Source organism: Humibacillus sp. DSM 29435 (assembly GCF_001758225.1).
Lineage (GTDB): Bacteria > Actinomycetota > Actinomycetes > Actinomycetales > Dermatophilaceae > DSM-29435.
Map to the genome: position 1 here is coordinate 41613 of NZ_MAST01000019.1, position 20302 is coordinate 61914.

The 20302-nt window shown below is 70.0% G+C and carries 19 protein-coding genes, 4 tRNA genes and 1 pseudogene; 5 read left to right on the top strand and 19 right to left on the bottom strand.

Annotation, left to right across the window (positions count from 1 at the left end; genetic code table 11):
- Nucleotides 1-76: 76 nt before the first annotated feature.
- From BA895_RS24945 to BA895_RS13530, 3 genes and pseudogenes are all read right to left on the bottom strand, one after another.
- A pseudogene (locus BA895_RS24945) lies at nt 77-1083 on the bottom strand (WcbI family polysaccharide biosynthesis putative acetyltransferase).
- 57 nt (nt 1084-1140) lie between these two features.
- Nucleotides 1141-1216, bottom strand: a tRNA-Arg gene (locus BA895_RS13525).
- A gap of 59 nt (nt 1217-1275) precedes the next feature.
- Nucleotides 1276-2475: a PrsW family intramembrane metalloprotease gene (locus BA895_RS13530; RefSeq protein WP_083283335.1), complete on the bottom strand. Its 1200-nt coding sequence runs from the start codon at nt 2473-2475 to the stop codon at nt 1276-1278.
- 53 nt (nt 2476-2528) lie between these two features.
- Between BA895_RS13530 and orn the strand changes: the two genes are divergently transcribed.
- From orn to BA895_RS13545, 3 genes are all read left to right on the top strand, one after another.
- Nucleotides 2529-3152 carry an oligoribonuclease gene (orn, locus tag BA895_RS13535; RefSeq protein ID WP_070192451.1) on the top strand — a complete coding sequence of 208 codons (624 nt, stop codon included), beginning with the start codon at nt 2529-2531 and terminating at the stop codon, nt 3150-3152.
- 129 nt (nt 3153-3281) lie between these two features.
- Nucleotides 3282-3357 (top strand) — tRNA-His (locus BA895_RS13540).
- Nucleotides 3358-3635: 278 nt separating this feature from the next.
- Nucleotides 3636-3711, top strand: a tRNA-Lys gene (locus BA895_RS13545).
- Between the two features lie 48 nt (nt 3712-3759).
- Here the strand turns inward: BA895_RS13545 and BA895_RS13550 are convergent.
- From BA895_RS13550 to clpS, 16 genes are all read right to left on the bottom strand, one after another.
- Nucleotides 3760-4014: a DUF3618 domain-containing protein gene (locus BA895_RS13550; RefSeq protein WP_070192429.1), complete on the bottom strand. Its 255-nt coding sequence runs from the start codon at nt 4012-4014 to the stop codon at nt 3760-3762.
- 90 nt (nt 4015-4104) lie between these two features.
- Nucleotides 4105-4587: a thioredoxin-dependent thiol peroxidase gene (bcp, locus tag BA895_RS13555; protein WP_070192452.1), complete on the bottom strand. Its 483-nt coding sequence runs from the start codon at nt 4585-4587 to the stop codon at nt 4105-4107.
- Nucleotides 4588-4612: 25 nt separating this feature from the next.
- Nucleotides 4613-4693 (bottom strand) — tRNA-Leu (locus BA895_RS13560).
- Between the two features lie 24 nt (nt 4694-4717).
- Complete coding sequence (menC, locus tag BA895_RS13565; protein WP_070192430.1) at nt 4718-5827, bottom strand: o-succinylbenzoate synthase; 1110 nt, start codon at nt 5825-5827, stop codon at nt 4718-4720.
- Complete coding sequence (locus tag BA895_RS13570; protein ID WP_175442325.1) at nt 5824-6738, bottom strand: GNAT family N-acetyltransferase; 915 nt, start codon at nt 6736-6738, stop codon at nt 5824-5826. The genes menC and BA895_RS13570 overlap by 4 nt, the downstream gene beginning before the upstream one ends.
- Nucleotides 6739-6825: 87 nt before the next feature.
- Entirely contained in the window at nt 6826-8001 is a 1176-nt protein-coding gene (locus tag BA895_RS13575) for a Glu/Leu/Phe/Val dehydrogenase (protein WP_070192431.1), read from the bottom strand.
- Nucleotides 7998-9635 carry a thiamine pyrophosphate-binding protein gene (locus BA895_RS13580; protein WP_217493902.1) on the bottom strand — a complete coding sequence of 546 codons (1638 nt, stop codon included), beginning with the start codon at nt 9633-9635 and terminating at the stop codon, nt 7998-8000. Before BA895_RS13580 ends, BA895_RS13575 begins: the two co-directional genes overlap by 4 nt.
- Nucleotides 9628-10542 (bottom strand): universal stress protein, encoded by a 915-nt coding sequence (locus BA895_RS13585; RefSeq protein WP_070192433.1) that lies wholly within the window; start codon nt 10540-10542, stop codon nt 9628-9630. Before BA895_RS13585 ends, BA895_RS13580 begins: the two co-directional genes overlap by 8 nt.
- Nucleotides 10539-11984, bottom strand: a complete 1446-nt coding sequence (locus tag BA895_RS13590) for an amino acid permease (RefSeq protein WP_070192434.1) — start codon at nt 11982-11984, stop codon at nt 10539-10541. The genes BA895_RS13585 and BA895_RS13590 overlap by 4 nt, the downstream gene beginning before the upstream one ends.
- Nucleotides 11985-12099: 115 nt before the next feature.
- Entirely contained in the window at nt 12100-13686 is a 1587-nt protein-coding gene (locus BA895_RS13595; RefSeq protein ID WP_070192435.1) for a molybdopterin-dependent oxidoreductase, read from the bottom strand.
- Nucleotides 13683-14327: a non-canonical purine NTP pyrophosphatase gene (locus tag BA895_RS13600; RefSeq protein ID WP_070192436.1), complete on the bottom strand. Its 645-nt coding sequence runs from the start codon at nt 14325-14327 to the stop codon at nt 13683-13685. Before BA895_RS13600 ends, BA895_RS13595 begins: the two co-directional genes overlap by 4 nt.
- On the bottom strand, nt 14324-15109 hold the full coding sequence (gene rph, locus BA895_RS13605; RefSeq protein ID WP_070192437.1) for a ribonuclease PH: 786 nt from the start codon (nt 15107-15109) through the stop codon (nt 14324-14326). The genes BA895_RS13600 and rph overlap by 4 nt, the downstream gene beginning before the upstream one ends.
- Before the next feature lie 124 nt (nt 15110-15233).
- Nucleotides 15234-16103, bottom strand: coding sequence for an aldo/keto reductase (locus BA895_RS13610; protein WP_070192438.1), 870 nt, complete (start codon nt 16101-16103; stop codon nt 15234-15236).
- Nucleotides 16104-16163: 60 nt separating this feature from the next.
- On the bottom strand, nt 16164-16940 hold the full coding sequence (locus BA895_RS13615) for an MBL fold metallo-hydrolase (RefSeq protein WP_070192439.1): 777 nt from the start codon (nt 16938-16940) through the stop codon (nt 16164-16166).
- 56 nt (nt 16941-16996) lie between these two features.
- Nucleotides 16997-17674, bottom strand: coding sequence for a DUF2017 domain-containing protein (locus BA895_RS13620; RefSeq protein ID WP_070192440.1), 678 nt, complete (start codon nt 17672-17674; stop codon nt 16997-16999).
- The gene (gene clpS, locus BA895_RS13625; RefSeq protein WP_139142655.1) at nt 17674-17979 is read right to left on the bottom strand and encodes an ATP-dependent Clp protease adapter ClpS; all 306 of its coding nucleotides are present in this window, start codon (nt 17977-17979) and stop codon (nt 17674-17676) included. Before clpS ends, BA895_RS13620 begins: the two co-directional genes overlap by 1 nt.
- A 97-nt stretch (nt 17980-18076) precedes the next feature.
- Here clpS and BA895_RS13630 point away from each other — a divergent pair, with 97 nt between their 5' ends.
- The gene (locus tag BA895_RS13630) at nt 18077-19327 is read left to right on the top strand and encodes a nicotinate phosphoribosyltransferase (protein ID WP_254666469.1); all 1251 of its coding nucleotides are present in this window, start codon (nt 18077-18079) and stop codon (nt 19325-19327) included.
- Nucleotides 19328-19330: 3 nt separating this feature from the next.
- Entirely contained in the window at nt 19331-19972 is a 642-nt protein-coding gene (locus BA895_RS13635; RefSeq protein ID WP_305778071.1) for an isochorismatase family protein, read from the top strand.
- The last annotated feature ends 330 nt before the right edge of the window (nt 19973-20302 follow it).

Consider the following 20302-nt stretch of genomic DNA (forward strand, 5'->3'; position numbering starts at 1 on the left):
CCAAACCCAGGCGCGCCGTGTCTACGACCAGCCCGCCGCGCGGGTGGTCAGCGGAGCCCGAAGGAGCCGGCGCGGCTCAGCCCGGCAGCCCCGTCGCGCCGAGCAGCAGCAGCTGGTCGGCCGACCGCGCCAGCAACCGGGCCACCACGGCCGGATGCTGCTCGTACCAGCCCAGCTGCACCGCACGAACCTCGGCGGCGCTCACCACCCGGCCGCCCACGACCCAGTCGGTGTGGTGCTCGCTGCCGCCGGCCGGCGGCAGCCCCAACGCCGCGCGCACGGGCGCCTCGACCGGCGCGTGCACGCTGTCGAGCAGAGTGCGCCCCGGGTCGCCAGCCGAAACCGGCCACCCGAAGCCCGCCTCCGCCCGGCGGGCCAGACCCACGATGAGCGCGTTGCCCGGGTGGTTCACCGTGTGCGCCGCACCGGCACCGGCCGCGAGCACGAGCTCGCTCACCGTCAGCGCCCCGGCCTCGGCCTCCCGCCGGGCGAGCTCGGCCAGCGACCACTGCGACACGGCGCGGATGCCGTCGGCCGTCGTGACCGGCGCGGGCCGGCCCGCGGCGACCAGGAGGGTGCGGGCGTCGTGGTAGGGCACCAGGGGGGATCGCCGACCCCCGGGTGGTGGTAGACGATCTGCCACGGGTGCAGCCCGGCGTGGCGAAAGACCGGGTACACCATCGTCGTGGCACGAGCCGCTCGACGGGAGACCTGGTGGCTGCCGAGCGGGAGGCCGCGGTAGTCGTCGGCGATGGGCTGGGTCAGCACCCAACGGGCGCGGCTCAACAAGCGCTCGAGCAGCGGAATCTCGTCGGCCGCGATCTCGTGCACCGGTGGGATGCGCACGCTGGCGCAGGGCGCGTGCGGGCTCTGCTGAAGCACCACCCGCAGAGACTCGGCCTGACAGTTCCCGTGCACGACGAGCAGAGGGCGGTCGGTCGGAACCGGATCCAGGCCGTAGAAGGCCCCGTAGTGGTGCGCCCGCCCCGGGTCGGCCTCCACCGCGGCGGCCGGTCGCCGTGGCGCAGCAGGCCCGTCGTCGCGGTTCACGCGCCCCGTGGAGGTCGCTGGTTGCCCCACCACGGGCCTCCCTCCACGATTGGTGCGTCTGTCGGGTCGGCCTCCTGGCCTGGTGTGCGATGGCGCCCCCGGCAGGAATCGAACCTGCGACCAAGAGATTAGAAGGCTCTTGCTCTATCCGCTGAGCTACGGGGGCCGGTCGCCGGCACGGAGCACGTCAACCGCGCGAGCGAGGTCTCATGATAGTCGGGCCGGTCACGTGACCGGCGAACCGATGAAGGCCCGGCGGTGTGCGGTGATGGCATCGAGCAGCACTCGCTCGCGGTCGCTCGCGCCGTTCTCGGCCGTGCCTCGCACCAGCCGGTAGCGCAGCAGGGCAAGCTCGCTCGCGCTGTCCTGGAACGCGCGCATGGACCGGCGAGCGGGCGAGCCGCCCGTCGACCGGGCCCACGACCGGGCGGCTGCTCGGGTGCGCAGCCGCGACAGCATGGCCACCTCACCGTGGCTCAGCCACCCGGCATCCGCGTAGGGCGAGAGGTACAGGCCGATGAGGCGACCCTCCCGACGTCTCAGCCACACGAGAAAACCGATGAAGGTCAGGAAGATCGGCACCTGGTAGGTCAGGTACGCCTGCACGAAGCCCGACAGGCCGGCCAGGGCGGAGAGGTTCCACAGCCCGTGCAGCAGCATCGCGCAGACCCAGCCGGTGACCACGGCCACCACCTTGCCGAGCGGGCTGCGCACCCCGACCGCGATGCCGATGCCGATGCCGATGCACGAGGTGAACAGGGGGTGCCCGAACGGACCCATGAGGCCCCGAACGATGAACGTCGCCTGGAGCCCCTCATCGCCGTACTCGGTGATGGCCTGACCGAGGTAGAGGATGTTCTCGCTGAACGCGAAGCCGGCCCCGATGAGACCGGCGTAGACGATGCCGTCGATGATGCCGTCGAACTCCTTGCGCCGCAGCAGGAAGATCAGCAGCACGCCGAGGCCTTTGAGCGTCTCCTCGGTCAGCGGAGCGAGATAGACGGCGCCGGTCTCGAACGGGTCGCTCCACTGGGCGTCGATGAGCACCTGCAGGCCGAAGGTGTTGATGAAGAACGCGCCCACGACCGCGACCAGCGCCCCCCAGAGAAAGGCGAAGACGAGGTAGCCGGGCGGCTCGGCCTCGAAGCGGTCGAGCCACAGAAAGGTCGGCACGATGACGAACAACGGCACGATGGCCGCCAGGGCTGCCGTGAGGATCACGTGCGAGTCGAGCCGCCCGCCCAGGATGCCGAGCAGCACGAGCAGGCACACGAGGAACAGCGACACGGTGACCCCGGCCGTGATCGTGGTGCGCAGCCACGGCCGGCTCGTCGGGTTGCTGACCGTGCTCCACTGCTGACCGGGGTCGGACGTGCCCACCGCGGTTTCGCTCGTCCCGCGCGTCGTCGGGTCCCCTGAGGCCATGGCGAGAAGGCTAGTGCAGGCAGCGGTCATCGGCCCTCCCGTAGGGTGAGGTGGTGACCGAGACACACGCCCGATCGACGGCCGACCGCATCATCTGGATCGACTGCGAGATGACCGGACTCGACCTGCGAGCCGACGCCCTGGTGGAGGTCGCGGCCCTCGTCACCGACTTCGAGCTGAACCAGCTCGACGATGGCATCGACGTGGTCATCAGACCGCCCGCCGAGGCGCTCGAGCAGATGGACGACTTCGTGCGCAACATGCACATCACCTCGGGCCTGATCGAGCAGTTCGACTCCGGCGTCACGCTGGAGGAGGCGCAGACCCTCGTGCTCGACCACATTCGCCAGTTCGTGCCAGAACCCCGCAAGGCACCGCTCGGCGGAAACACCGTCGCCACCGACCGCGGCTTCCTCGCCCGCGACATGGCGCAGCTGGAGGCGCACCTGCACTACCGCATCATCGACGTGAGCTCGATCAAGGAGCTGTCGCGCCGCTGGTACCCCCGGGTCTACTTCAACGCACCGAAGAAGTCAGGGGGGCACCGGGCCCTGGCCGACATCCGCGAGTCGATCGCCGAGCTGCGCTACTACCGCGAGGCCGTGTTCGTTCCGCAGCCCGGCCCCGACAGCGCCACCGCCAAGGCGCTGGCCCGACCCCACGTCATCACCACCTGACCTCGGTTGGCTCTGGCACGCCCTCGGTCACGCTCTGAGGCCCGGTCACGAGCACCCCTCCGGAGCAGGTACGATTGGCGTCGCTGTCCAGCCGGCCTCGGGTTCGCCCGCAGCCGACGGAGAGTCTTGGTGGGTGTAGCTCAGCTGGTAGAGCACCTGGTTGTGGTCCAGGTGGCCGCGGGTTCAAGTCCCGTCACTCACCCCAAGAAGGCCCCCGCGCGAAGACCATCGTGCGGGGGCCTTGCTCGTCCACCGATGGGCCACAATGGGGCATGCTCTCCACCAACAAACGCACCCAGAAGATCACCGTCGGCGTCATCGTCGGCCTGGTCATCATCAGCCTGGCCCTGTCGCTCGTATCGGTGGCCCTGGCCTAGGCTCGCCCCACCGATCGGAGCATGCGGAACCGGCTCTCTGGGGATGGCAACCACGGCGCTATCGATTTTGTCGGGGTCGAGCCGACTGCTAACGTTTCCCCTCGTTGCGCCGCTAGCTCAATTGGCAGAGCAAGTGACTCTTAATCACTGGGTTCGGGGTTCGAGTCCCTGGCGGCGCACCAAAAGCAGAGGTCCCTCGCCGGCGCGAGGGACCTCTGCTGCGTCGTGGGTCAGCGACGGCGGCGACGCACGAGCGCGATGACCACGATGGCGGCGACGGCCGCCGCAACCACCGCCCCCACCCGTTCGACTCGCAGCTCACCGTCAGGGGTGTGAGTGGCCTCGTCGAACCTCAGCTTGAGGCTGCGCACCTGGCGCTGCGCGATCACCTTCGGCTGGGCGCGATAGGCCAGCTCGTTGACGGTGACCTCCAGTCGCTTGCGGGCGGCCTCGATGTCGGCCTCGATCCGTGCGGTGTCGCTCATCTGGCTTCCTTTCGCTGCTGTGCCGACTCTGGGGCCGACTCTAGCGGCGTGTCTCGGGGGGCTCGTCGCAGGCCGAACGTACCCATTCGGTCAGCCCTCGAGGCCGAGGTCACGGCGCAGCTTCGCGACGTGACCGGTGGCCTTGACGTTGTAGAGCGCTCGGGTGACCACGCCCTCTTCGTCGATGACGAAGGTGGAGCGGATCACTCCCTGCACCGTCTTGCCGTAGAGCTTCTTCTCGCCGAAGGCCCCGTAGGCGCGGTGGACCGTGAGCTCCTCGTCGCTCAGAAGCGGGAAGCTGAGGCCGTCACGCTCACGGAAGCGGGCCAGCTTGGCCGGCGGGTCCTTCGAGATGCCGACGACGTCGTAGCCGTCTCGCGTGAACGAGGCCATCGACTCACTGAAGTCGCAGGCCTGCGTGGTGCACCCCGGGGTCATCGCTGCGGGGTAGAAGTAGGCGATCACCTTGCGACCGCGATGGTCAGCCAGCGAGACCGGCGCACCCGTGTCGTCGGGGAGGGTGAAGTCGGGCGCGGGGTCACCGGCCTCGATCCGGCGCTTCGGGTCAGTCACGAGCTGCTCCTTCAGAAGGTCTGGGTGCGGACGGCGGGACTCGAACCCGCACACCTAAGGCACAGGAACCTAAATCCTGCGTGTCTACCAGTTCCACCACGTCCGCCGGTCGCTGCGCCACCAACTCTAGTCAGAAGGCGATCTCGGTCATGGAGACCGTCACCTGCGCCAGCACGTCGGGCAGCACCTCGACGCCGATGCCCGGACCGGTGGGCACCTCGAGGTGTCCACCGTCGAGCACGAAGGGCGCGGTCAGGTCTTGCTCGTAGTACCGGCTCGAGGCCGAGGTGTCGCCGGGCATCACGAAGTTGGGCAGCGCCGCGAGAGCGACGTTGGCCGCACGACCGATACCCGTCTCGAGCATCCCACCGCACCACACCGGGATGCCGTGTGCGGCGGCGACGTCGTGGATGCGGCGAGCCTCGAGGTAGCCACCGACGCGGGCCGGCTTGACGTTGATGACACTGCAGGCCCCGAGGGCGATGGCCGACGCGGCATCGCGAGCCGACTCGATCGACTCGTCGAGGCAGATGGGGGTGGAGATGACCTGGGCCAGCCGGGCGTGCCCGAGGAGGTCGTCGGCGGCCATCGGCTGCTCCATCAGAAGCAGGTCGAAGGGGTCGAGCCGGGCCAGGTGTCGGGCGTCGGCGAGGGTGTAGGCGGTGTTGGCGTCTACCTGCAGCAGCATCTCGTCGCCGAAGCGCTCGCGCACGGCCCGCACCGGCTCGATGTCCCAACCCGGCTCGATCTTGAGCTTGATGCGCAGGTAGCCCTCGTCCAGATAGCCCGCCACCGCCGCGAGCAGCTCGTCGATGGAGTCCATGATGCCGACGGAGACACCGGCCGGGACGCGGTCGCGAACCGCTCCGAGATACTGCCCGAACGAGACCCCGCTCGCCTTCAGCTGGGCATCGAGAATGGCCGTCTCGAGCACCGCCTTCGACATCGGGTGACCGGTGACTGCGGCCAGAGCCGGGCCGACACGTTCGGCGGTCAGGGCCTCGCCCTCGGCCCGCAGCCGGGGGATGAGATGGTCGCGGATCACCAGGTCGGCGCCGTCGAGGAACTCCGGGCCGTAGAGCGGCTCGGGTTCGGCGGCAGACTCGGCCCACCCCTCGGCGTCGGCGGTGACCACCCGCACGATCGTGGTCTCGCGCTCCGTGGAGGTGCCGAACGAGGTGCGGAACGGGGTGACCAGCGGGAGGCAGACCCTTCGTAGCTCGATCTTCTCGATCTTCATGACGCGCCTCTCTCGGTGCGGCCCGTGCCCGCGGCATCCCCAGCATTCCCAGCATCCCCAGCATCGTTCGTGAGCCGGTACCAGCCCGTTCTGGTGACCCCGGTCGCGCGGTATCCCGACCCGAACGCCTCCACGAACACCTCCCCCACCCGGGTGCGCCACTGTGATGCCTCGTCGGGGTTGCGGCGGCGGAGCACGACCACGTCGGCCGGAACCCGGCACCAGCGTGCCCCGGCGACATCGACGACGAAGGGCTGACCGTCGGGGCCTGTCGCCGACACGTCGTCGGCCGTGAAGTCGGGCAGGTCGACCGGTGGGGGCTGGCCCTCGCTGCAGGCCACCGAGCGCTGGTCGGTGAGCGGCCACACTGCCGCGAGGCGGTCGCTCGGGCCGGTGTTGATGGCATCGGCCATCGGCCCGTAGAAGTCGGGCAGGTACTCGTCGCAGTGGGCTCCGAGCTTGGTCAGGTTGAACCGGGCGTTGCGGCTGACCAGCGGGTCGAAGGTCCAGTTCAGGGTGGTGAAGCCCCGCTCGAGGGCCCACGCTCGCTGGTGCAGCTTGAGGGCGAACCCGATGCCCCGGTCGCTCACGTCGGGCGCGACGGCCGCGATGAGCGAGTAGGCGCCCACGCCGTCGGGTGAGACGATCGCCACCGCCGTTCCCAGCAGGCGTCCGTCGTCGTCGTGGGCCACCGTGACGTTGCAGCCGGCGTGACTGATGGCGCGGAGCACGTCGGGCGGGAGCGGCGCCCCGTCGGGCGAGCTCCCCCAGACGCTGGTGAGCAGCGCTGCCACGTCACGCAGCCGGTTCATCGCATGCTCGTTCCCGACCGCGACGTTCGAGAAGGATGCCGCTCGGGCAGCGGCATCCCGCGCCTGACGGACGAGCGGGTCGGCACTGGCGTCGGCCATGGGTTCTCTCCCCTGTCTCTGCGCTTGCGGGTGGTGCGGTGCTGCGCCCATTGTCGGTCGCTGGCCCCTCGGTGGCGAGGGCGGCAGTCAGCCGATCACACCGACCCGTTCGGTCAGGGCCTGCGCGTTGCGGTCGGCGAGGGCCAGTGCGCACTCCCGCAGGGTGGCGCCTGAGGTGCGGTGGTCGCCCTCCACCGTGTCGACGAGCCGACGCATCACCGTGTCGATCTTGGCGAACGACGCTGCGGCCGTGGGCTCGATGTCGCCGAAGACGACCCACCACCACCACGCGTTCGTCATGACGTTGGCGAGGAAGTCAGGAACGACGGGGATGCCGCGCTGCGCCAGCGCCGCTTCGGCCTCGGGGAGGGTCGGCATGTTCGCGCCCTCCACGACGGCTCGGGCCCGCACCCGCTCGACCACGTCGCCAGTGATGACGTACGACATGGCCGCAGGCACGAGCAGGTCGCACGGAACGTCGAGCCAGGTGTCGCGATCGGCCGTGACATCGCCGGGGCGCAGGCCCGCGCGGTCGATGACGCCGTGCTCGTCGCGCGAACGCAACAGGCCCTCGACGTCGAGGCCGTCGTCACAGCGGACCAGCCCCTCTCGGTCGGCGACGGCCACGACCTTGACACCGGCGCGTGCGAGATAGCGCGCTGCGGCTCCCCCGATCGACCCGAAGCCCTGCACGACCGCCGTCGTTCGCGTCGGGGGCAGCCCCAGGCCCTCGGCCGTGAGCAGGGCTGCCTGCGCGACGCCGTACCCACCGACGAGCCCGTCGAGGGAGATGCCGTCGACCGTGCAGGCGAACGCATCGGCGAGTCTCCCCCGAGCGGTTGAGGGGTCGTCGAACGTGGCGAAGACGGCCTCGACGGTGGAGGGCAGCCCGAGCTCGGCAGCCACCTCGTCGATCGTCTCCTGGCGCAGGCCGAAGTCCTCCCCGGTGTTCCACTGCGAGCGCACGGTCGGCAGGATGGCCGAGAGAAAACGCTTCAGCACGTCGCGGGCGTCGGGGGCACCCGGGTCGATGTCGATGCCGCCCTTGGCGCCGCCGAGGGGAACGTAGGCGTCGGCCGGGTCGTACACGAGGGCCTCTTTGCGCGTCATGCCCTGGGCCAGTCCGCGCACCTCCTCGAGGCTGCACCCGTCGCGCAGCCGCAGGCCTCCGGAGGCCAGCCCGCGCACCAGGGAGTCGATCACGACGTAGCCCCGTCGAGAGGTCACGGGGTCGCACCAGGTGATCTCGAGCAGCGAGCTCATGCGTGCTCTCCTCCCCCGGCCGGAGCGGCCCGCTCGTGGTGGCGCACATGGATGACGGTCGGGCGGTCGGCGAGAAGGCCCACCCTGACCGCCGCGGTCAGGTCGACCGGATCGTCGACGGTGGTACCGAGGCAACCGAGCGATCGCCCGAGTGCCGCGAAGTCGGGGGCCTCGAAGGTGACGGCGTGCACCGGGTCGCCGCGCCCCGTCATCTCGTGGCGGATCTCGCCGTATCCGCGGTTGTCGACCACGACCACCGGCAGCGTGAGACCCAGCTCGGCAGCGGTCGCGAGCTCCGCGACGGTGAACATCAGCCCGCCGTCACCGAGCACCGCCACCACGGGACGGTCGGGGTTGCCCACCTTGGCCCCGATGGCGGCCGGCAGTCCGTAGCCGAGCGTGCCGTAGCCCGTGGGGAAGAGGTACGAGCTCGGTTCGTGCACAGGCAGGTTGGCCAGCATGCCGTAGTAGCAGAACATGGCGTTGTCGGTGCCGAGCACGACGTCGCGAGGCAGCGCTGCCGACAGGGCGCGCACGAGCGGGAGCCAGGTCGCTCCCTCCCGCTCGGCGTCAGCCCTTTTGCGCTCCCGCCAGCCCAGAAGGTCGATGGGATCACGTCTGGCGGGCTCCCCGCCCAGCGCGACGAGCAGGTCGGCCAGCACCCGTGCCGAGTCGCCGACGAGCCCCAGGTCGGGCAGGGCGTTGGTGACCATCGCGACCGGGTCGATGTCGATGCGCACGAGCCGGCCCGCCAGCGGCAGCGGGCCGTTCCACAGGTCGGCCGGTGCGAGCTCGGTGCCGACCGCCAGCACCACGTCGGCCTCCGTCACGAGGTCGCGCACGACCGGCAGGTGGATCCCCGCCCCCAGGGCGAGAGGGTGGTCCTCGGGCAGCACCCCCTTGCCGTTGGTCGTCGTCACCACCGGGGCGCCCAGCCGCTCGGCCACGGCCCGCAGCTCGGCTGCTGCCCGGTTGGCGCCGCCCCCCGCGAGGATCACCGGGAAGGCGGCATCGTCCAACCAGGCAGCCGCCTCGGTCACGACGCCGGCCGGCGCCGTGGGGGCGAGCCGGTGACAGGCGCCCGCGGGCCCGGTGGCCGGCCCGTCGGTGGTCTCCAGGAGCACGTCGAGGGGGACCTCCAGGTGCACCGGGCGGGGTCGGCCGTGGGTCATGATCGCGAAGGCCTGGGCCACGGCGACGGGGATGTCCTCGACACTGGTCGGTCGCAGGCTGGCCGCAGCGACCGCGCGCATGGCCCCCTGCTGGTCCTTCGTCTCGTGCAGCAACCCGTTGCCCGCGGCAGGGTGTCGCAGGGGCAGGCCGGGTGAGACGACGAGCACCGGCACCGAGTCGGAGTAGGCCTGACCGATGGCGGCAACCGCGTTGAGCAGGGCCGGTCCGGTGGTGACCAGGGCGACCCCGACCCGGCCGGTCGTGCGCGCATAGCCGTCAGCGGCGTAGCCCGCACCCTGCTCGTGCCGGGTGCCCACGTGTCGAACCCCGTGGGCGAGCAGGTGGCGGTAGATCTCGAGGTTGTGGGTGCCCGGGATGCCGAACACCGTGTCGACCCCGTGCGCGACCAGCGCAGCGACCAGGGCCTCACCGCCGCTCGTCGGCCCCGTCACATCAGGCACGGTCTGACAGGCTGAGCTCTCCGGCCCGGGCCCGGGGGACGACCACGACCGGCACCGGGGAGTCTCGGATGATCTTGGCGGCTCGCGATCCGAGAAACACACGAGCGAAGGGTCCTGCACTGCCCGATCCGATGGTCAGCACGTCCCCTGACGCCCACCCGATGCTGTCGAGGGCCTCGCCCCAGCGGCTCCCCCGACCGACCACGATCTCCATCCGGTCTGACTCCAGGGTCTGTGGGGCGTGGGCCTGCAGCGCGCGGCGCGCCGAGGCCTTCATGTCAGCCGTCCACACCGCCACGACGTCGTCGGCCTCGACGCCGAACCGGGCGGTGACCGGCGGGCGGGCCTGTACCGCCAGCAGGGCCAGTCGCAACGACGCGTCGACCTGCGAGGCCACGTGTCGGGCCGCACCGACCAGCGCCTCGTCACGTTGCGACCCGCCGTAGGCCACCGTGATCCGACTGACCTTCTCCGACTCTCCGCATCGAAAACCCCTGGTGGCCAGCGCGATCGGGATCGGTGAGCTGTGCAGCAACCGCGACGCGACACTGCTCATGGTGATGTGTCCGAACACCCCGGCGGTCGAGCTGCCCAGCACGATCATCGAAGCGCCGTGTTCCTCGGCAGCCCGAAGCAGGCCACTGGCCCCAGAGCGAGCCTGCAGCTGCACGTAGCTGACCGGTACGTCGGCCGGGGCCTCAGACCGCGCCCGGTCGAGCGCCCGGTCGGCGAGATCGACCATGTCGGCCAGATACTCGGCATCCACCTGGGTTCCGCCCGGCAGCCACGGAGCCGGCACGACACTGCAGACCACCACATCCGACCCGGCCGACCGAGCGAGCATGGCCCCCAGCTCGAGGGCCGAGCGGCCCTGCAGGTTGGGCGGGTAGCCCACCAGAACGGTCACGGCAACGGCCCCTGCATGATCTTGCCGCGGCCGCTTCGGCCCAGAACGGAGTGCGTGCGGGCGTACACGAAGTACCACGCGACCGCGGCCGCGATCCAGACCACGAAGACGTAGAGGGTCACGGCTCGCAGGCTGGTGATGATCCACAACGAGCCCACGATCGACAGGATCGGGGTGACGGGGTAGAAGGGCACCCGGAAGCCGCGCGGCAGGTCAGGAGACCGGTGGCGCAGGATCATGACGCCGATCGAGACGGTGATGAACGCGGCCAGGGTGCCGATGCTCGTCATCTCGGCCAGGAAGTTGATCGGGATGAGCCCAGCGAGCAGCGACACCACCACCGCGACGATCACGGTGTTGTGCACCGGGGTCAGGGTGCGAGGGTTGACCTTGTGGAAGATCGGCGGCACCATGCCGTCTCGAGACATCGCGAACAGAATGCGGGTCTGGCCGTATAGCGAGACCAGCGTCACGCTGAAGATCGAGATGATGGCGCCGGCTGCCAGCACGGTGCCCGGCCAGGTCGACCCGGTCACCTGTTGCAGGATCTGCGAGAGGCCGGCCTCCTGGTTCTTGAACCCTTCGACCGGCTGGGCGGCCACGGCCACGATCGCGACCAGCACGTAGAGCGTGGTGACGACCACCAACGAGATGAAGATGGCCAGCGGCAGGTTGCGCCTCGGGTTCTTGGCCTCCTCTCCGGCCGTCGCGACCCCGTCGAGGCCGATGTAGGAGAAGAAGATGATGCCGGCGGCCGAGGTGACGCCGCTGAAGCCGAACGGGGTGAAGTCGCTCATGTTGTCGGAGTTCCAGCCCTGGAAGGCGATGACGATGAACATGACCAGGATGGCGATCTTGATCAGCACCATGACGGCGTTGGCCGTCGTCGACTCGCTCGTGCCCCGGATCAGCAGTGCTGCGCAGGCCGCGATGAGAATGACGGCGGGCAGGTTGAAGATGCCGCCCTGCTCTGGGGCGTTCGACAACACGTCGGGGATGGTGAAGCCGAAGAGGTTGTTCAGCAGCTGGTTGACGTACTCCGACCACCCCACCGCGACAGCGGCACCGGCCACCCCCCATTCGAGCAGCAGGCAGGCACCCACCCCGAGAGCCGTCAGCTCGCCGAGAGTGGCGTAGGCGTAGGAGTAGGAAGATCCCGCCACCGGCACCGCGCTCGCCAGCTCTGCGTAGCAGACGGCGGTCAGACCCGCCACGACACCGGCGATGAGGAACGACCCGATCACGGCCGGGCCGGCGATGGGCACGGCCTGGCTCAGGATGAAGAAGATGCCCGTGCCGATCGTGCCACCGATTCCGATGGCCGAGAGCGGAAGGAGGCCGATGGTGCGTTTCAGCTCACCGCTGTCACTGTCGCCGCCCGTGTCTTCGGACGTCTGCTGCACTGGCTTTCGACGCAGCACCTGATCGCGAACTGACGACATGAGATCCCTCCCGAGGATGTGATCCGCGTCACGCTAGCAGCACCCTCGCCGTTCACCGGGGCGAGAAAGGTCACCTGCTTGTCACGCTCGACCAGAGGGAGGAGGAGGACGCGGCTCAGTCGACGCGCACCGTGACGGTGTGGATGCCGCTCGCACCGTCGGGCGCCGGGGGCGCTTCGAAGGGCGACTGCACCTCACCGGTGTTGTCGTAGGCCCGCACCCGAACCTCGTGGCTGCCCGAGGTGGCGTCCCACTCGTAGACCCACTGGCGCCACGCGTCGATGCTCGCGTCGACGGCGAGTCGGGCGGGGGTCCAGGGGCCCGTGTCGACCTGTACCTCGACCTTGGAGATACCGCGGTGCTGGGCCCAGGCCACGCCGGCCACGGCCACCTTGCCCGCCTTGACCGAGGCGCCCGAGCGAGGGACGTCGATGCGCGACTCCGTCTTGACCGGGCCCTTCGGCGACCAGCCCCGGGGGGTCCAGTAGCCCTGGTCACTGGCGAAGGTCGTCACCTTGAGCTCGCTGACCCACTTCGTGGCCGACACGTAGCCGTAGAGACCGGGCACGACGATGCGCGCTGGGAAACCGTGTTCGAACGGCAGCGGCTGGCCGTTCATGCGAATCGCGATGAGGGAGTTGCGGTCGTCGGTCAGTGCCTCGATCGGGGTTCCGGCCGTGAAGCCGTCGACGCTCCGGGAGAGCACCATGTCGGCACCCGGCTTGGGCCGGGCCATCTTAAGCAGCTCGCGCACGGGCCAGCCGGTCCACACGGCGTTGCCGGTCAGCTCTCCCCCGACCTCGTTGGAGACGCACATCAACGTCACCAGCGCCTCCTGCATGGGCTTGGACTGCAAGGTCGCCCAGTCGATCTCGATCTCCTCCTCGACCATGCCCGTGACCTTCAGCGTCCAGGTGCTGGCGTCGACCCGCGGCACGACGATCGCGGTGTCGATGCGGTAGAAGTCGTCGTTCGGCACGACGAAAGGCGCGACGCCCGGGATCTTGAGGTCGGCACCGGGCGGGATCGTCACCGTGTTCGACGGCGCAGGGGCCTTGGCGACGGCAGCATCGCGAGAGGCGGTGGCCGCGGCGGAGTCGCCAGTGATGAAGTTGCCGAACCAGGCCGCCACGATGCCCAGCCCCCCGCCGAGCACCCACCGTCGCGTCGGGCTCTCGGCCTCACGCGAGGCGGCGCCACCGGAGCGGCGCAACGCGTCCATGCCGACGCCGCGGCGCAGGAACCACAGACCGGCAATGGTGCCGAGCAGGGTGGGCACCACGTCGGCCAGGGCGGCCCCGGGGCGTGAGAGCACGGCCGCCATGCCCACGAGGCCCACCAGGGCGAAGAGGGTCAGGCCGAGCGGCATCCGACGCCTCACGACCAGGCCGATGACGGCGCAGATCACCGCCAGTGCGACGGCCGTACCGACCAGCAGCGCACGCTTGTCGTTCGTGCCGAACGTCGCGATGGCGAAGTCCTTGAGCCACGCCGGCGTGCGGTCGATGAAGGCGCCGCTCACTGCGGCGATGGGGGCCGGCTGACCGCCGGCCTGGCCCAGCGCCTGGAACAGGGCCGCGAGGAGGGTGCCGAGACCCACCGTGACCAGCCCCGCCACGACACCGTCGACGGCTCCGACCCACCGGGGCGGTGGCGTTTCGGAGGGGGTCGTGACGGGTGCGCTCGAGGTGGTGACGGTCATGGACTCAGGTACTCCTTCAGGTGCGGCACGAGGGCCCGGAAGGCCAGGGCCCGGTGCGAGACGTCGTTCTTCTCGTCAGGGGTGAACTGCGCCAACGTGCGGCCGCCGCCCGAACGGTGGTCGGTCTGCGGGTCGATGGGCTGGTTGGTGGGCACGAAGATCGGGTCGTAGCCGAAGCCACCCGTGCCGGCCGGCTCTCGCGCCACCCGGCCGGGGAAGTGCCCGAGCTCGGTGGCAGCCCGACCGTCGGGCAGCACGAGGGAGGCGGCACAGACGAAGGCCGCCCCGCGGTGCTCGTCGCGCACGTCACCGAGCTGCGCGAGCAGCAGCTCGAGGTTGGCGCGGTCGCCGCGGCCGCCTGACCAGCGAGCGCTGAAGATGCCCGGTGACCCACCGAGCACGTCGACCGAGATTCCTGAGTCGTCGGCCAACGCGGGCAGCCCGGTCGCGGCCGCTGCGGAGGCGGCTTTCAGGGTCGCGTTCTGCTCGAACGTGACGCCGTCCTCGACAACGTCGGGCGCCTCCGGAAACTCGTCGAGACCGACGATCGTCAGACCGAGCTCGTCGCAGACGTCACCGAGGATGCCGCGCAGCTCGTCGACCTTGTGCGCGTTGCGGGTTGCGAGCACCACGCGGGTCATGCGGGCGCTCCGCCGGGTCGAGCCACCGGTTCGCCGCTCGTCGCCGCCTGCTGCAGCGCGGTCAGGTCGGCACACCCCTTCGTCGCCAGGTCGAGCAGCTCGCCCAGCAGCATCCGGTCGAAGGGCTCGCCTTCGGCGGTGCCCTGCACCTCGACGAAGCGCCCGTCGCCGGTCATGACGACGTTCATGTCGGTCTCGGCGGTGCTGTCCTCGGGGTAGTCGAGGTCGAGCAGGGGCCGGCCGCCCACGATGCCCACCGACACGGCCGCGACCGAACCACGGAGGGGCTGCGCGTTCTTGCCGATCAGGCCTTTGGCCCGGGCGTCCTCGACGGCGTCGTTGAGCGCCACCCAGGCTCCCGTGATTGCCGCCGTTCGCGTGCCCCCGTCGGCCTGCAGCACGTCACAGTCGAGCACGATCGTGTTCTCGCCGAGGGCCTTGGTGTCGATGACGGCCCGGAGGCTACGACCGATGAGCCGGCTGATCTCGTGGGTGCGGCCGCCGATGCGCCCCTTGACGCTCTCGCGGTCGGAGCGGGTGTTGGTGGCTCGCGGCAGCATCGCGTACTCGGCCGTCACCCAGCCGGTGCCCTTGCCCTTCAGCCAACGGGGGACGCCCGCGGTGAAGGAGGCCGCGCACAGCACCCGGGTGCGCCCGAACTCGACGAGCACGCTCCCCTCGGCGTGGTCGAGCCAGTTGCGCGTGATGCGCACCTCGCGGGTCTCGTCGGGCGACCGCCCGTCAGCACGGACGCGGTGGGCAGGGCTGGGCTGGGCAGTCATACCGCCGAGGCTAGCCATGCCTCAACGGTAAGCCCGCATCGAGCCCACCGTCGGCCCTCGACGGGCGCTGCCGCGGTCGGTAAGGAGCCGGTAAGCGTCCGTCGAGGAGCGGGAGCGGGGCCGGTCAGCCGGCGTCGGTGGCCGAGAGGGACTCGAGCTCGGCGGCCGTGAGCTCGAGGTCACCGGCCTGCGAGGAGTCGGTGATGCTCTCGGGCCGGGAGCTTCCGGGGATCGGGATCACCACGGGCGCCAACGCGAGCTCCCACGCGAGCGCCACCTGCTGCGGGCTGACGTCGTGGGCCTTGGCCACCTCGGCGAAAGCGTCATGGTCATCGCCCAGGCCGGCCGCGCTCTTGATGCCACCGAGCGGGCTCCAGGGCAGAAAGGCGATGCCCAGCTCGGCGCACAGGTCGAGCTCGGGCCGGCTGCTGCGGAACTTCGGTGAAAACTGGTTCTGCACCGACACGAGGCGACCGCCCAGAACCTGCTGCGCCGCTCGGATCTGGCCAGGGTCGGCGTTGGAGATGCCCGCCATGCGGATCACGCCCTCGTCGAGCAGGTCAGCGAGCGCGCCCACCGACTCCTCGTAGGGAACATCGGGGTCGGGACGGTGGAACTGGTAGAGCGCGATGGCGTCGCCCCCCAGTCGCTGCAGCGAGGCCTTGGCGGCCTCCTTGATGTACTCGGGCCGGCCGTTGACGGTCCACGACCCGTCGCCCGGTCGCAGGTGACCGCCCTTGGTGGCGACCACGATGTCGTCGGTGCTGCCCGCGTACGAACCCAGCGCCTTGGCGATGAGGCTCTCGTTGTGGCCCACCTCGTCGGCATGGAGGTGGTAGGCGTCAGCGGTGTCGATGAAGGTGACACCGGCATCCAGAGCGGCGTGGATGGTACGCACCGAACGCTCCTCGTCGGGCCGCCCTTCGATCGACATCGGCATCCCGCCGAGGCCGATGGCGCTGACGGTGAGCTCTCCGAGGGTGCGCTGCTTCATGGTGTCTCCTGTTCGACGAACAACGTGGGGTCAGGCGCCCGGCTACCCGCCGGAGCGGGCTCACACGGGGTAGGTGCGGTCGGGCTCCGCGAGCTCGACCTTCCCATTCCATACCCGAGCGGCCTGGTCACGGCACACCTCTGGGTCGTTCCACGCAGGCAGATGGGTCAGCATCAGCCGGGACACCCCGCCGGCCTCGAGCGCTGCCGTGGCTGCGCGGCTACCCGAGAGGTGGATGCCGCGCACGTCGTCTCGGCCGTCGACGAAGGCCGAGTCGGCGAGCACGAGGTCGGCGCGCGTCATGAGCACGCCCAGCTGGTCGCACGCATCGGTGTCGCCGGTGTAGGCGAGCGTGCGGCCGTTCGCCTCGACTCGGAAGCCGTAGGCCTCGATCGGGTGCTCGACCCGCACCGGGGTGATGCGGAACGGGCCGACGACGATCGGCTCGCGGTCGGTGACATCGTGGAAGTCGAAGACGCCGGGGACGTTCTCGACCTGGGTGTTGCCGTAGGCCGTCGCGATGTGCGCCGCCGTGCCCACCGGGCCCCACACCGGCATCCCCGCGCCCGACGAAGGGCCAGACCCGCGCGGGCCATATTTGAGCATGACGTAGAGCCCACAGAGGTCGATGCAGTGGTCGACGTGCAGGTGGCTGATCACGACGGCGTCGACAGCAGCCGGCTCGATGTGTCGTTGCAGAGCGCCGAGCGCCCCGCTGCCGAGGTCGAGCACGACGCTCCACACGCGTCCGTCGCGCTCAGCCCGAACGAGGTAGCTCGAGGCAGGTGACGCCGGCCCCGCGAAGGAGCCTGAGCAGCCGACGATCGTCACATCCACGGGCCGAGCCTAGGTGCCGCCGCCGACCCCCGTCGGGGAGCGGCACGTCGACTGCGTCACACGGACGGCTCGGGTGGGCTCTCACCCATGACCGCATGGGTCAGACTCTCCTGCATCCAGGTCAGGAAGTCGTACCAGGCCAGGGCGTAGCCGAGCGGGTCGTCGTCGGCAATGGTCTCCATCAGGTCGTGCAGGCGAGCGGCATCCTCCTCGGTGCGCATCCCCATCCGTTCGCCCAGCAGCAGGCGCACGTCGGTGAGGGCCATCAGAAAGGCCGGAGCCTGCTCGGCATCGAGCACCACCCGGTCACCGGATGCCGTTCCCGCCGCTTCCAGCGCCCGCAGGGCCACGTCGAGGTTCCCACTCTTGCGCTGACGCAGGCCCTCTTCGGTGAGACGGCGGAACTCGGCTGCGACCTGGTCGTCACCGCGGTGCGCCGTCGGCAGCAGCCGGTCGAGCGCTGGGTCTCGGTCGGTGAAATCGCTGGAGTCAGAGTCGTGTTCACCGGAGGACTTATCGTCGGGGTCAGGCTGTCGCTCGCCCTCGACCTGATCCTCGATCGCCAGGGAGACGCCCATCGAGGCAACGAGGTCGGTGAAGGGGTCGCCGGTCGACTCCACCTCGGGGGCGAGGATCAGCCGGGTCTGCTCCATCAGTCCGGCGACCATGGCGCGTTCGGTCGCATCGAGCAGCGCGACGTAGTGCTGCTTCTGGCGCAGAAAGGCGCGAGCCATCAGCGGTCCTTCTCGAAGGTGGCCCAGAGGCCGTAACCCTGCAATGCCTCGACGTCGCGCTCCATCGACTCACGCGGCCCGTTCGAGACCACGGCGCGGCCCTTGTGGTGCACATCCATCATCAGCTTCTCGCACTTGGCCCGGGGGTAGGCGAAGTAGGTCTCGAACACCCAGGTGACGTAGCTCATCAGGTTGACGGGGTCGTTCCAGACGATCGTCACCCACGGCAGGTCGGGCGAGACGATCTCCTCGGTGGAAGTCACCTCCTCCGTCAGGGGGGCGAGCGAGAGCTGTGGGGCGAACACGTCACCCACCCTAGAGGCCGGCCACCGTAGGCTGGCGAGGGTGAGCCCGATTGCCGCCGGAAGCACGGCCCTGCTGACCGACCACTACGAGCTGACCATGCTCCAGGCCGCGTTGCGGTCGGGCGAGGCCCACCGTGCGTGCGTCTTCGAGACCTTCGCACGGCGGCTGCCCGACGGTCGGCGCTACGGGGTTCTCGCCGGCACCGGCCGCCTGCTCGAGGCGTTGGAGAGCTTCCGGTTCGGCGATGCCGAGCTGCGCTTCCTGCGCGACGCGAACGTGGTCGACCGGCAGACCCTCGACTGGTTGGAGGGCTACCGCTTCAGCGGCCAGATCAGCGGCTACGCCGAGGGCGAGTGCTACTTCCCTCAGTCGCCGGTGCTCGTCGTCGAGTCGACCTTCGCCGAGGGCGTCGTGCTCGAGACTCTCGCCCTGTCGATCCTCAACCATGACACGGCTATCGCCTCGGCCGCCTCCCGCATGACCAGTGCGGCCGGCGACCGCCCGTGCATCGAGATGGGCAGCCGGCGCACTCACGAGGAGTCGGCCGTCGCCGCGGCCCGCGCTGCCTACGTGGCCGGCTTCGAGGCGACGAGCAACCTCGAGGCGGGCCGTCGCTACGGAGTGCCGACCACCGGCACGGCGGCTCATGCCTTCACTCTGCTCTACGACTCAGAACGGGAGGCCTTCACCGCGCAGGTCGAGTCGCTCGGAAAGGGTACGACCCTGCTCGTGGACACCTACGACGTGCGCGCGGCGGTCGACCTCGCCGTCGAGATCGCCGGGCCTGAGCTCGGGGCCGTGCGCCTCGACTCGGGCGACCTGCTCATCCAGGCCAAGGAGGTGCGGGCCCAGCTCGACGCGGCCGGCAACTCCGGCACCCGCATCATCGTCACCTCCGACCTCGACGAGTACGCGATCGCGGCGTTGGCCGCCGGGCCGGTCAGCGGCTACGGCGTCGGCACCTCGCTCGTGACCGGTTCTGGTGCACCGACGGCATCCATGGTCTACAAGCTCGTGCAGCGCGAGAACGCAGCGGGCGAGTTCGAGGGCGTGGCGAAGAAGAGCAAGGACAAGGTGTCGGTCGGTGGCCGCAAGTGGGCCCTGCGCCGGCTTACCGATCGGGGCGTGGCCCAGGCCGAGGTCATCGGCATCGGCGAGCTGCCCGCCAACGACGGCAACGACCGCCCACTGATGGTGGGCCTCGTGCGCGACGGTGAGGTCATCGACCACCAGGACATCCACGAGGGACGCGCCCGCCACCTCGCCTCTCGGACCGAGCTGCCCCGGGCGGCCACCCAGCTCTCCCGCGGGGAGCCCGTCATCCCCACCGTCTACGAGAAGGACTGAGCCGTGACCGACCCGACCACCGGTGTCACCGACATCACCGAGGCGCCCAGCTACCGAAGGGCGCTCGTCATCGTCGACGTGCAGAACGACTTCTGTGAGGGCGGGGCCCTTGCCGTCGCGGGTGGGGCCGCGGTGGCGCACGCGGTCAACGACCACGTCGAGACCCACGCCGACCTCTACGACCACATCGTCGCGACCGCCGACTGGCACATCGACCCGGGTGACCACTTCTCCGACGAGCCCGACTTCGTCGACTCGTGGCCGGTGCACTGTGTCGCCGGCACCGAGGGAGCCGCGCTGCATCCCGCCCTGTCCGACGCGCTCGAGCACATCGAGGCCGTGTTCAAGAAGGGCGAGTACGCCGCTGCCTACAGCGGGTTCGAAGGTCACGGTGACGACGCGGCCGGCTCGACCCTCGCCGAATGGCTGCGCGAGCGGAAGGTGTCGCGGGTCGACGTCGTGGGGATCGCCACCGACCATTGCGTTCGCGCGACGGCCACCGACTCCGAGCGCGAGGGCTTCGACACCACGGTGCTGCTCGACCTGACCGCGGGGGTCTCACGCGCCACGACGGAGGCCGCCCTGTTGCAGATGAGCGAGGCGGGCGTGCGCGCCGTCGGGACGCCTGTCGTCGAGAGCAGCTGAACCATCGCCCGGACGACCACTAAATCACGCTTGGACTGACCCCGGCTGTCTTCTCGCGTCGATAGGTCTGATGCCGGCTCGCTGGTGAGTCGGAGGTCACGACGAGCACGCGAGGATCTTTCGCTGGACATGAATCTGTCCCCACCGCAGTGCAGTTCGTGCATTCAAGCATTAGAAGTTCGAGCCTGAACCAGGTAGAATCGAACACATGATCGAGAGTGGTTCGGAGCTGGCGACAGAGGGCCTGGAGGCTTTCGTTGCGGCTCTGTCTCATCTTGATGAGAGGGTCGATGACGCGGGGCGGATCGAGCAGCTGTCGGCGTTGGAGCG

Bases quoted from the DNA above. Each gene is read 5' to 3' on its own strand.
- rph (WP_070192437.1), bottom strand. From the start codon at position 15,109: ATGACTGCCCAGCCCAGCCCTGCCCACCGCGTCCGTGCTGACGGGCGG.
- BA895_RS13550 (WP_070192429.1), bottom strand. From the start codon at position 4,014: ATGAGCGACACCGCACGGATCGAGGCCGACATCGAGGCCGCCCGCAAG.
- BA895_RS13570 (WP_175442325.1), bottom strand. From the start codon at position 6,738: ATGGCCGACGCCAGTGCCGACCCGCTCGTCCGTCAGGCGCGGGATGCC.
- BA895_RS13620 (WP_070192440.1), bottom strand. From the start codon at position 17,674: ATGGCTCGCGCCTTTCTGCGCCAGAAGCAGCACTACGTCGCGCTGCTC.
- BA895_RS13530 (WP_083283335.1), bottom strand. From the start codon at position 2,475: ATGGCCTCAGGGGACCCGACGACGCGCGGGACGAGCGAAACCGCGGTG.
- BA895_RS13600 (WP_070192436.1), bottom strand. From the start codon at position 14,327: ATGACCCGCGTGGTGCTCGCAACCCGCAACGCGCACAAGGTCGACGAG.
- BA895_RS13610 (WP_070192438.1), bottom strand. From the start codon at position 16,103: ATGAAGCAGCGCACCCTCGGAGAGCTCACCGTCAGCGCCATCGGCCTC.
- BA895_RS13595 (WP_070192435.1), bottom strand. From the start codon at position 13,686: ATGACCGTCACCACCTCGAGCGCACCCGTCACGACCCCCTCCGAAACG.
- BA895_RS13575 (WP_070192431.1), bottom strand. From the start codon at position 8,001: ATGAGCTCGCTGCTCGAGATCACCTGGTGCGACCCCGTGACCTCTCGA.
- menC (WP_070192430.1), bottom strand. From the start codon at position 5,827: ATGAAGATCGAGAAGATCGAGCTACGAAGGGTCTGCCTCCCGCTGGTC.
- BA895_RS13630 (WP_254666469.1), top strand. From the start codon at position 18,077: ATGCTCCAGGCCGCGTTGCGGTCGGGCGAGGCCCACCGTGCGTGCGTC.
- BA895_RS13590 (WP_070192434.1), bottom strand. From the start codon at position 11,984: ATGTCGTCAGTTCGCGATCAGGTGCTGCGTCGAAAGCCAGTGCAGCAG.